Source organism: Amycolatopsis sp. SID8362, assembly GCF_010550475.1.
Classification (GTDB): Bacteria; Actinomycetota; Actinomycetes; order Mycobacteriales; family Pseudonocardiaceae; genus Amycolatopsis; species Amycolatopsis eburnea.
On record NZ_JAAGNB010001512.1, the window covers coordinates 1 to 10477 of the forward strand.

Genomic DNA, 10477 nt, shown 5'->3' on the forward strand with positions numbered 1-10477 from the left:
GACCCCGGCGGTGGCCGGCCGGTGCGGCAGCACGGCCTGGACGACGCCCGCGCCCATCGACACGCCCACCAGGACTGTCTCCGCGGGCAGGTCGCGCACCGCGTCGAGGGCTCGTCGGGTGATGGTCTCCCAGCCCACGGCGTCCTTCAGCGCGAAGCCCGCTTCGAGCGTCGGCGCCGTGCGGCCGGCGTAGAGGTCGGGGGTGGTGACGTCGTGCCCGGCCGCCCGCAGCCGGTCGGCGAGGCCGAGTTCGACGGGCCGCAGCCCCAGCACGGAGTGGAACACCACGATGTCGGTCACCCGGCAATCCTGCCGAAGGGTGACATCATGAGCTGATGGCCCCGCGAGCGACCGTCGACGTCGAGTTCTCGATCCGCGTCACCGAACCCGGGCTCGCGGCGATCTCGGTCGCCGCCGCGCACGCGGACACCGAGGAGCTCACCGTTTCCTGGCACGGGGAAAGCCGGGTCGCCGAGTTCGAGCACGGTACCCGCGCCGAGGTCTTCGAGCTGCCCGCCGGCGAGCACCGCGTCACCTACCACGCCGAGCGCGCGCTGGGCGAGCCCGAACCGGAGCCGGTCACGCTCGCCGACGCCGCCGTCTTCACGCGGCCGAGCCGGTACTGCCCGTCCGACCGGATCGCCGGGCTGGTGCCACCGGAGCTGTTCGCCTTGCGGAGCAAGGAAAAACAGGTCCACGCGATCGTCCGGCACGTCCACGAACGACTGTCCTACGTGGTCGGTGCCAGTCGCGCCACCGACGACGCGATCGACACGCTCCTGGCCGGCGAAGGCGTCTGCCGCGACTTCGCGCACGTGTGCATCACGCTGTGCCGGTTCCTCGACATCCCCGCGCGCTACGTCGGCGTCTACGCGCCCGGGCTGTCCCCGATGGACTTCCACGCCGTCTTCGAGGCCGGCCTCGACGGGCACTGGTACGTCTTCGACGCCACCCGCCTCGCGCCGCGGCAGACCATGCTGCGGATCTCCACCGGGCGCGACGCCGCGGACACGTCGTTCCTCGCCACCCTCGGCTGCGAGCTCGACTTCCTCGGCAGCACGGTGTTCGCGACGACGGATGCCGCGCTCCCGGCCGACGACGGCGTGGCGCCGGTCGTCCTCGGGTGAGGCCGATCGGCTGCCGACCGCGTGTTGCCCGCACGAGAAGGCCCCCGGCTGGGTAGACAGTCTTCGTGAAGAGTTCCCCCAAGGTCCCGAGCCCCTGGGCCCGGGCGCGTGCCCGGTACCGGTGGCTCGACCACATCGCACGGGCGACCAACCGCTACATCGAGCGCGGCGGGTACCACTACGTCGCCTCGATCACCTACTTCAGCCTGCTGTCGCTGGTGCCGCTGCTGATGGTCGCCTCGTCGGTCGCCGGGTTCGTGCTGGCCAGCCAGCCGCACCTGCTCGACACGATGGTGCACGCGATCGTGTCGACGCTGCCCGGGGGACTCGGCGACAAGGCCACCGACCTGCTCACCGGCTTCGTCGAGCAGCGGACCAGCGTCGGGGCGTTCGGCCTGGTGATCGGCCTCTACTCGGGCTGGAACTGGATGAACGCGCTGCGGGACTCGCTGACCGCGCTGTGGGGCCAGAACCGCTCCGACCAGCCGCTGCTGCGGCTCATCGCCGTCGACCTGCTCGCGCTGGTCGGCCTGAGCGCGGCGCTGCTGGTGTCGTTCACGCTGACCATCTCCGGCACCGCGCTCGGCGGCTACCTGCTGCGGCTGGCCGGCCTCGACGACACCAGCTGGGGGCACCAGCTCGTGTCCGCGTCGTCGGTGCCGCTGTCGCTGGCGGCCGACTGGCTGGTGTTCCTGTGGGTGCTGACCCGGCTGCCGCGGCAGAAGGTGGGCGTGCGCAGCGCGGTGCGCGGGGCGATCGCGCTGGCCGTCGGGTTCGAGGTGCTCAAGCTGGCCGGCGGGTTCTACCTGCGGCTGATCGGCGACTCGCCGACCGGCATCGCGTTCGGCTCGGTGATCGGCCTCATCTTCTTCATCTCGCTGGTGGCGCGGCTGCTCGTCTTCGTCACGGCGTGGACCGCGACCGGCTCCGACGCGCCGCCGAAGCCGGTCCAGCCGCCGGCGCCGGTGGTGCTGAACCCGGTGGTCGTGGTGGACCCGCCGATCGCGGTGCCGGCCACGGTCGGCGTGCTCACCGGCGTGGCCGGCACCCTGCTCGCCCTCCGCTGGCGCCGCTCCCGCCGCTGATCAGCTCGGCTTCTCCGAGCCGACCAGCCACATCGAGAAGTACTGGGAGCCGCCGCCGTAGGCGTGGCCGAGCGCGCGGCGGGCGCCGTCGACCTGGTAGTCGCCGGCCCGGCCCATGACCTGCTTCGCCGCCTCGGAGAACCGGAGCATGCCGGACGCGCCGATCGGGTTGGACGAGAGCACCCCGCCGGACGGGTTGACCGGCAGCCGGCCGCCGAGCGCCGTCTCGCCCTTCTCGGTCACCTTCCAGCCCTCGCCTTCGGGCGCGAACCCGAGGTTCTCCAGCCACATCGGCTCGAACCACGAGAACGGCACGTAGATCTCGGCGACGTCCACTTCGGACATCGGGTCGGTGATGCCCGCCTCGGCCCACAGCGCGGCCGCCGCGTCCCGCCCGGCCTGGGGGTTCACCTGGTCGCGGCCGGCGAACGTGGTCGGCTCGGTGCGCATCGCCGTCGCGTGGATCCACGCCGCGCCGCCTTCGACGGCGTCCCCGGCGGCCTCGTCGCCGAGCACCATCGCGCACGCGCCGTCGGACGACGGGCACGTCTCGTCGTAGCGGATCGGGTCCCACAGCATCTGCGACGCCCGCACCGATTCGACGGTGATGTCCGGCTGCCGCAGGTGCGCGTACGGGTTCAGCGCCCCGTTGCGCCGGTCCTTCGCCGCGACGATCGCCCCGACGTGCTCGGGCGCGCCCGACCGCCGGATGTAGGACCGCACGTGCGGCGCGAAGTAGCCGCCCGCGCCCGCGCCGACCGGCATCTGGAACGGCGGCAGGATCGACAGGCCCCACATCGCGTTCGACTCGGACTGCTTCTCGTACGCCACCGTGAGCACGCGCCGGTGCACGCCGGCCTGGATGAGCGAGGCCGCGACCAGCGCCGTCGACCCGCCCACCGACCCGGCGGTGTGCACGCGCAGCAGCGGTTTCCCGGTCGCGCCCAGCGCGTCCGCGAGGAACAGCTCGGGCATCATCACGCCCTCGAACAGGTCCGGGGCCTTGCCGAGCACGACGGCGTCGATGTCGGCCCACTCGACCTGGGCATCCGTCATGGCGCGGTCGATCGCCTCGCGCAGCAGGCCCGGCATCGAGACGTCCGCGCGCTTGGCGCGGTGGTGCGTCTGGCCGGTGCCGAGCACGGCGGTGAGCTGCTTGGTCATCGGGCCTCCAGCACGGTCACCAGGTTCTGTTGCAGGGCGGGGCCGCTCGTCGCGTGCGCCACGGCCTTGCGGGACTCGCCGCGGTGGATCCGGGCGGCGGCCTCGCCGATCCGGGCCAGGCCGGCGGAGAACATCGGGTTCGCCGCCAGCGCGCCGCCGGAGGGGTTGACCCGCACTTCGTCGCCGAGCCCGAGCGCGCCGCGCAGGATCAGCTCCTGGTGCGTGAACGGGGCGTGCAGCTCGGCGAGGTCGGCGCCGTCGAGGTCGAGTGCCTTCGCCGCGGCCTCGGTGGACGGCGAGCGGGTCAGGTCGCGGGCGCCGAGCACGGGGGAGTCGACGCGGTGCTCGATCCCCCCGATCACGGCGGGCCGCTCGACGATGTCGCGGGCGCGTTCCACAGTGGACAGGACGATCACGGCCGCGCCGTCGGTGACCGGCGCGATGTCGTGCCGCCGCAACGGGTCCGCGAGGTAGGGCGCGTCGAGTAGTTCGCTGACGTCCTTGCCGGTGCCGCGGGCGGCGACCTCGGCGAGGTCCTTTTCGGACCACAGTCCGGCTTCGAGTCCCAGGCGCGCCTGGATCCCGGCGATCGAAACGGAGTCCGGCCACAGGGGAGCGACGACGTAGGGGTCGAGCTGCAGGGCGAGCACCCGGCTCAGCTGCCCGGCGCTGGACTTGCCGAAGCCGTAGACGAGCGCGGTTTCGACCTCGCCCATCTTGATCTTCAGCCAGGCTTCGTAGAGCGCCCAGGCGGCGTCCATTTCGACGTGGGACTCGTGGATCGGCGGGAACGCGCCGATCGCGTCGACCGCGGCGATGAACGAGAACGCGCGCCCGGCGAGGTAGTCCGACGAACCGGAGCACCAGAACCCGATGTCCTGTTTGGACAAGCCGGTTTGCTCGAAGACTTCGGCGAAGATGGGGACGAGCATTTCGACGCCGTTGGTGGTCCCCTCGGTCTCCCGGACGTTGGGGGCCTTGGCGAAGCCCGCGATGGCGACGTCTGGCATCAGGACCTCACAGGTGGTGGGCGAAGGTTTCGTAGGCCGCGTCCGGCTCACCGGTCGGCTCGAAGTGGCTGATGTTCTCCAGCGACGTCCACCACTCTTCGCGGGGCTTCCAGGACGCCCGCACGCGCATCCCCATCTTGACGTCCTGGGCGTCGCACCCCAGCACGAGGTGCAGGAACGCGATGTCCGCGCCGTCGAGCAGGATGTAGGCGGCGACGTACGGCGGCTTGATGCGCTGGCCGAGGAACGGGACGTTGACGATGCAGAACGTCGTCACGATGCCGGTGTCGGGCAGCTCGACCTCTTCGGTGGTCGGCACGCCGTCGGTCGGGCAGGCACCGCGCGGCGGGATGTAGACCTTCCCGCACGCGGGGCAGCGCTGGCCGATCAGCTTGCCCTCGGCGAGTCCGCGCAGGTACCGGCTTTCCTCGGGCGAAGCCGAGTGCTGGTACTTCAGGTGCACGGGCGTGATGACGACGCTGACCGGCGCACCCTCTTCGCGCTCGGCGACCGGGGGAGCGGGCTCGGTCGGCTCGGTGTCTTCGGCGTCGACGGGCAGGAAGTAGGCGATGTCGCGGATGTGCCCGACGGTCTCCCCGGCCCACCGCACCCGCACCCGCTGTCCACTGTGGATGTTCTCCGGCGACCCGGCGTCCACGGCGTGCAGCATGGCGGTGTCGGCCCCGTCGAGCTTGACCAGCGCCCAGGCGAACGGCCGGCTCAGCGGCTGCCCGTCGAGCGGCTCGGGGCACCACGACCAGGAGACGACCGTGCCCTCGTCGCCCACGGGGACGAACTCGCCGAGCTGTTCGGCGGTCACGGGGTCGTACTCGACGGGCGGCACGTGCACCCGCCCGTCACTGCCGCGGACGCCTTCGATCCGGCGCTCGCGCAGCCCGTTGACGAACCGGCCGAGGACGGGCCCGGTCGAGCGCGTGTAGTCGAAACCGACGTTGAGGGGTGCCGCCAGTGGTGTCTCGGTCACGCCGTTGAGTGAAACACGTTCTTGTTCTACCGACAAGGCTCCTCCACGTGGTGGTTCAAAACTGGTGGAACGCGTTCTATGTCAGCGGCCGCGGAACTCGGGTTTCCGCTTCTCGCTGAACGCCCGCGGCCCCTCCTTGGCGTCCTCCGACGCGAACACCTCGATCCCGTACTGCGAGTCCAGCTTGAAGGCCTCCTCCTCGTGCAGGCCCTCGGTGTCGCGGATCGTCCGCAGGATCGCCCGCACCGCCAGCGGCCCGTTCGCGTTCACCAGTGCGGCCAGCTCCAGGGCCTTCGTGAGCGCGGTCCCGTCCGGCACCACGTGCCCGATCAGTCCGATCTCCAGCGCCTCGGCTGCCGAAAGGTGCCGGCCGGTCAGCAGGATGTCCGCCGCGACCGTGTACGGGATCTGCCGCGGCAGCCGCACCGCCGACCCGCCCATCGGGAACAGTCCCCACCGCGCCTCTGACACGCCGAAACGCGCCGAAGAACCGGCCACCCGGATGTCCGTTCCCTGGAGGATCTCCGTGCCGCCCGCGATCGCCGGGCCCTCGACCGCCGCGATCAGGGGCTTCGTCAACCGGCGGCCCTTCAGCAGGCCCGGGATGTTCGACGGGTCGAACTTGCCCGACGCGAACGACTCCGAGGGCGAGTTGCGCGACATCGACTTCAGGTCCGCGCCCGCGCAGAACGCGCCGCCCGCGCCGGTCAGGACGCAGCTGCGGATCGAGTCGTCCGAATCGACGCGGTCCCAGGCCTGGACCATGATCGACATCATCTCGCCGGTGATCGCGTTGCGCGCCTCGGGCCGGTTCATCGTGACGATCAGGGTCTGCCCCTCTTGCGAAACCAGCGCGTGCGGTTCACCCACGGAAGACCTCCTGAAGGAGCAGTGCCATTGCCCAGAACGATAACATGTTCTACTTTGGGGGCGTGGCACTCAACATCGCGGATCTTCTGGAGCACGCCGTCGACGCCGTGTCGGAGCGCGTCGCGGTCGTGTGCGGCGACCGGCGGGTCACCTTCGCCGAACTGGAGGCGCGGGCCAACCGGCTCGCCCACCACCTCGCCGCGCACGGCGTGGGACGCGGGTCCCACATCGGGGTCTATTCCCGCAACTCGATCGAGGCCCTGGAGGCGATGATCGCGGCGTACAAGCTGCGCGCGATCGCCGTCAACGTCAACTACCGCTACGTCCACGGCGAGCTCGTCTACCTCTTCACCGACGCCGAGCTCGTCGCGCTCGTGCACGAGAGGAGCTACGCCGACAAGGTCGCCGCCGTCCTGCCCGAGACGCCCAAACTGAAACACGTTGTCGTGATCGACGACGGTTCGGACGGCGATTACGGGAGCTACGGCGGCGTCGACTACGAAACCGCCCTCGCCGCGCAGTCCCCGGAGCGCGACTTCGAAGAGCGCAGCAACGACGACCTCTACATCCTCTACACCGGCGGCACCACGGGCTACCCCAAGGGCGTGCTCTGGCGCCAGGAGGACGTCTGGCGCGCGCTCGGCGGCGGGATCAACTTCGTCACCGGCGAATACATCCCGGACGAGTGGACGCTGGCCGAGCAGGGCAAGGTCGGGAGCCTGACGCGGCTGCCCGCCGCGCCGCTGATCCACGGCGCCGCGCAGTGGGCCGCGTTCGGGGCGCTGTTCACCGGCAGCCCGGTCGTGTTCGTGCCGCGCTTCGACGCCCACGAGATCTGGAAAGCCGTGCAGGACAACAAGGTCCAGGTCCTCACGATCGTCGGCGACGCGATGGCGCGGCCGCTGATCGAGGCCTTCCGCGAGGGCGATTACGACGCTTCGTCGCTCGTCGCTGTCTCCAGCCACGCCGCGCTGTTCTCGCAGTCGGTGAAGCAGGAGTTCGTCGAACTGGTACCGAACGCCGTGATCACCGACGCCATCGGCTCGTCTGAAAGCGGCTTCACCGGGATCGGCATGGTCGGCAAGGACTCCGACCACAGCGCGGGCCCGCGGGTCAGCTTCGGCAAGGACGCGATCCTCGTCGACGACGACGGCAACCTCGTCGAGCCGGCGCCCGGCGCGGTCGGCCTGATCGCCCGCCGCGGGCACGTCCCGCTCGGCTACTACGGCGATCCGGAGAAGAGCAAGAAGATCTTCGTCGAGGTCGGCGGCGCCCGGTACGTCGTCCCGGGCGACTACGCCCGGTACGAGGAGGACGGCACGGTCACGCTGCTCGGCCGCGGCTCCCAGTGCGTCAACACCGGCGGCGAGAAGGTCTACCCGGAGGAGGTCGAGGGGGCGCTCAAGTCGCACCCCGACGTCTTCGACGCCCTGGTCATCGGCATCCCGGACGAGCGGCTCGGCCAGCGCGTCGCCGCCGTCGTTCAGCTGCGGGACGGCGCCGCGCCGGACCTGGCCGCGCTCGAGGAGCACGTCCGGGGCGAGATCGCCGGGTACAAGGTGCCGCGCACGATCTGGCTGGCCGCCGAGATCGGCCGGTCGCCCAGCGGAAAGCCGGACTACCCGTGGGCCCAGCGCTACGCCGCCGAGCACGAACCGGCGACGGCCCAGCCCGTCTGAGGAGGACACCAGAAGTGCGGACACCCCTGTGCGACCGGCTCGGCATCGACCTGCCGATCATCGGGTTCACGCCCTCGGAGCACGTCGCCGCGGCGCTCAGCCGCGCCGGCGGGCTCGGCGTGCTCGGCTGCGTCCGGTTCAACGACGCCGCCGAGCTCGACCGGGTGCTGACCTGGATGGACGAGAACACCGGCGGGAAGCCCTACGGCGTCGACATCGTGATGCCGGCGAAGATCCCGGCCGAAGGCACCCAGGTCGACCTGTCGAAGCACATCCCGGACGGCCACCGCGCGTTCGTCGACCGGGTGCTGAAAGAGCTTTCCGTGCCGCCGCTGCCGGACGACACCGACGAGCGCGCGGGCGTGCTCGGCTGGCTGCACTCGGTCGCGCGGTCGCACGTCGAGGTCGCGCTGAACCACCCGATCAAGCTGATCGCCAACGCGCTCGGCTCGCCGCCCGCCGACGTCATCGGCCAGTGCCACGACCGCGGGGTGCCGGTGGCGGCGCTGGCGGGCAAGGCCGAGCACGCGGTCCGGCACGTCGAAAACGGCGTCGACTTCGTGGTGGCGCAGGGTTACGAGGCCGGTGGGCACACCGGCGAAATCGCGTCGATGGTGCTGGTGCCGGAGATCGTCGACGCCGTCGACGTGCCGGTGCTCGCGGCCGGCGGGATCGGTTCCGGCCGCCAGATGGCCGCGGCGCTCGCGCTCGGCGCGTCCGGCGTCTGGATGGGCTCGATGTGGCTGGCCACGCAGGAGTACCTGCAGACGATGGGCGAGTCGGTGGCGATGCAGCAGGCGCTCGTCGCGGCGTCCTCGGCGGACACCGTGCGGACGCGGATCTACACCGGCAAGCCCGCGCGGCTGCTCAAGACCCGGTGGACCGAGGCGTGGGCCGCGCCGGACGCGCCCGAGCCGTTGCCGATGCCGCTGCAGAACCTGCTGGTTTCCCACGCCCACAACCGGATCCACGCGGCGAACGACCCGACCGTCGTGTCCATGCCGGTCGGGCAGATCGTCGGCCGGATGAACTCCGTCCGCCCGGTCGCCGAGGTCGTCGCGGACCTGGTCTCCGGCTACGAAGAGGCACTGTCCCGATTGGACAAGACGCGCTGAAATGCCGTGAAGGCCTCCTTACCGGCGTTTATGACCGGTAAGGAGGCCTTCACGGACTTGCGGGCTACAGGGTGGCGGCGGCCGCGGCGATCTTCGACGCGAACGTGCTCACCTCGGTGTAGACGCCGGGGGCGTGCGGCCGGGCGCAGCCGTCACCCCAGCTGACGATGCCGACCTGGATCCACGCGTTGTTCGCGTCCCGGCGGAACATCGGGCCACCCGAGTCGCCCTGGCAGGTGTCGACGCCACCGGAGGCCAGGTTGCCGGCGCAGATCTCCGCGCTCGGGATCAGGTCGGGGTAGCTGCCGCCCTGCGCGGCGCAGGTGGCGTCGTCGACGAACGGGACCGTCGCCTTGAGCAGGTACCGCTGCTGCGAGCCGCCCTCGGTCGCCGCACCCCAGCCGGCCACGGTGAACGTGCCGCTGTTGTACGCCGTCGTCGTCGCGATCGGCAGCGTCGAGAGGCCGCTGACCGGGCTGGCGAGCTTGATCAGCGCCCAGTCGCCGCCGGTGGAGGTGCCGTAGGTGGGGGACTGGTAGACGTAGGTCGAGCGGATCTTCTGCGCGCTCGAGCTCTGCAGGTCGACGACGCCGACGGTCGCGGTGATCGACGTGTTGGCCCCGGTCCGGCTGACGCAGTGCGCGGCGGTCAGCACGATCTGCTTGGTGTAGAGCGCCCCGCCGCAGCCCATGGAAAGCCGGACCATGAACGGGAACTCGCCCTGGGCGGCCCGGGTCCCGCCGACGACGTCGGTGGACGGCGGCTGGGCCGCGATCGCCGGGGTGGCGAACGACGCGGCCGCGGCGACCGCGGCGACCGCGGTGGTGACGTTTCTGAGCAGGGTGAACCAGCGCTTGGTAGCCAAGGGGGATCAGTCCTTCCAGTGTCCACTGTGGAAGCCGTCGCCGTGAGCGGCCCCATGACTACACCAGGTGGTCGCAGACCGGGACAACTAACTTTCTTCGGATCTTTCGGGCGGTTGGGTGATTTCTCACCGCCTGATCCGGCGAACGCCGTAGGCCGATGCGCCGAGCAACAACGCGCCGCAGCCGGTCAGCACGGACGGAAGCGGCAGGCTGAACGCCAGCACCACGCACCCGGCCAGACCCGGGACGGCGGCGATCCGGGCCGTCCCGCGGAGCGTGAACGCGGCGGCGTTGGCGATCGCGTAGTACGTCAGGACCGCGAAGGACGAAAAGCCGATCGCCGCGCGCAGGTCGATCGACGCGGCGAGCACGGCCACGACCAGCCCGACGGCGAGCTCGGCCCGGTGCGGCACCTGGTAGCGGGGGTGCACGGCGGCGAGGAACCGGGGGAGGTGGCCGTCGCGGCTCATCGCCAGCGTCGTGCGCGAGACGCCGAGGATGAGCGCGAGCAGCGAGCCGAGCGCGGCGATGGCGGCGCCCACGCGGACGACCGGGGCGAGCCACCCGGGGACGGCC

10 protein-coding genes and 1 pseudogene are annotated in these 10477 nt (G+C 71.3%); 4 read left to right on the forward strand and 7 right to left on the reverse strand.

Going from position 1 to position 10477, the window contains the following annotated elements; genetic code table 11:
• Positions 1–300 (reverse strand): annotated as a pseudogene (locus G3I65_RS46255) (dienelactone hydrolase family protein); the annotation flags it as partial.
• A gap of 35 nt (positions 301–335) precedes the next feature.
• On the opposite strand from G3I65_RS46255, the gene G3I65_RS46260 reads away from it, so the two are divergent.
• Together G3I65_RS46260 and G3I65_RS46265 are read left to right on the forward strand one after the other, a co-directional pair.
• On the forward strand, positions 336–1127 hold the full coding sequence (locus G3I65_RS46260) for a transglutaminase family protein (protein WP_160701730.1): 792 nt from the start codon (positions 336–338) through the stop codon (positions 1125–1127).
• Positions 1128–1192: 65 nt separating this feature from the next.
• Positions 1193–2212: a YhjD/YihY/BrkB family envelope integrity protein gene (locus G3I65_RS46265; RefSeq protein WP_160701731.1), complete on the forward strand. Its 1020-nt coding sequence runs from the start codon at positions 1193–1195 to the stop codon at positions 2210–2212.
• Here G3I65_RS46265 and G3I65_RS46270 read toward each other — a convergent pair whose 3' ends face one another.
• The 4 genes from G3I65_RS46270 to G3I65_RS46285 form a co-directional block, all read right to left on the reverse strand.
• Positions 2213–3376, reverse strand: coding sequence for a thiolase domain-containing protein (locus G3I65_RS46270; protein ID WP_160701732.1), 1164 nt, complete (start codon positions 3374–3376; stop codon positions 2213–2215).
• Positions 3373–4386 carry a thiolase domain-containing protein gene (locus G3I65_RS46275; protein ID WP_160701733.1) on the reverse strand — a complete coding sequence of 338 codons (1014 nt, stop codon included), beginning with the start codon at positions 4384–4386 and terminating at the stop codon, positions 3373–3375. The genes G3I65_RS46270 and G3I65_RS46275 overlap by 4 nt, the downstream gene beginning before the upstream one ends.
• A 7-nt stretch (positions 4387–4393) precedes the next feature.
• Positions 4394–5371 carry a Zn-ribbon domain-containing OB-fold protein gene (locus G3I65_RS46280; protein ID WP_160701734.1) on the reverse strand — a complete coding sequence of 326 codons (978 nt, stop codon included), beginning with the start codon at positions 5369–5371 and terminating at the stop codon, positions 4394–4396.
• Between the two features lie 81 nt (positions 5372–5452).
• Entirely contained in the window at positions 5453–6241 is a 789-nt protein-coding gene (locus G3I65_RS46285) for a crotonase/enoyl-CoA hydratase family protein (protein ID WP_160701735.1), read from the reverse strand.
• 62 nt (positions 6242–6303) lie between these two features.
• Between G3I65_RS46285 and G3I65_RS46290 the strand changes: the two genes are divergently transcribed.
• Positions 6304–7920, forward strand: a complete 1617-nt coding sequence (locus G3I65_RS46290; RefSeq protein WP_309236020.1) for an acyl-CoA synthetase — start codon at positions 6304–6306, stop codon at positions 7918–7920.
• A 14-nt stretch (positions 7921–7934) separates the two neighbouring features.
• Positions 7935–9035 carry a nitronate monooxygenase family protein gene (locus G3I65_RS46295; protein WP_160701737.1) on the forward strand — a complete coding sequence of 367 codons (1101 nt, stop codon included), beginning with the start codon at positions 7935–7937 and terminating at the stop codon, positions 9033–9035.
• A gap of 64 nt (positions 9036–9099) precedes the next feature.
• Here the strand turns inward: G3I65_RS46295 and G3I65_RS46300 are convergent, their stop codons facing one another.
• Positions 9100–9900: a trypsin-like serine protease gene (locus tag G3I65_RS46300; RefSeq protein WP_160701738.1), complete on the reverse strand. Its 801-nt coding sequence runs from the start codon at positions 9898–9900 to the stop codon at positions 9100–9102.
• Between the two features lie 126 nt (positions 9901–10026).
• The coding region (locus G3I65_RS46305; RefSeq protein WP_160701739.1) for an amino acid permease at positions 10027–10477 on the reverse strand (451 nt) is incomplete at its 5' end.